The sequence below is a fragment of the Mesorhizobium sp. BHbdii genome, from assembly GCF_053848045.1.
Genome location: NZ_JBSPKX010000162.1, coordinates 1 through 483, shown reverse-complemented (window position 1 = coordinate 483; position 483 = coordinate 1). Strand labels below are relative to the sequence as shown.

The window sequence follows — 483 nt, the reverse complement described above, 5'->3', positions numbered from 1 at the left end:
GTGGGAGTCCAACACCCGCGGCGCCACCATCATCGGCGCCGTCGGTGCGGGCGGCATCGGCCTGAAGCTATGGGAAGCGATGCGCACCAACTCCAACTGGGCCAACGTCTTCTACATGGTGCTGTTGATCCTGCTGGTCGTCTTCATCTTCGACAACATCTCGAACTTCCTGCGCCGCCGACTGAGCCGGACGATTCACGACTACAACAGGATCCAGGCCGAGCAGGGGTAGCAAGCGCAAAGCCAGCAGCCATCCCCTCCTCCTTCGTCATCCACGGGCGAAGCAAGGAGCGAAGCGAAACGGCGCAGACCCGAGGATGACGAACGGAGGAGCCTAAGCCGCCTTCTTCCAACCATTCCTGATATGCTTATACCCCTCGCGATACACCGCTTCCGGGGTTTCGGAAAAATCGCGCCACACCTTTGTCGCCGCCGCCAGATCCTTCAGCGACCGCCCGAACGCCTCTATCGTCAGCCAGTCGT

2 pseudogenes are annotated in these 483 nt (G+C 61.1%); one reads left to right on the top strand and one right to left on the bottom strand.

From position 1 onward, the window contains the following. Positions 1 to 232 (top strand): annotated as a pseudogene (locus ACWTU8_RS32405) (phosphonate ABC transporter, permease protein PhnE); the annotation flags it as partial. 102 nt (positions 233 to 334) lie between these two features. Here ACWTU8_RS32405 and ACWTU8_RS32400 read toward each other — a convergent pair. Beyond that, positions 335 to 483 (bottom strand): annotated as a pseudogene (locus tag ACWTU8_RS32400) (sugar phosphate isomerase/epimerase); the annotation flags it as partial.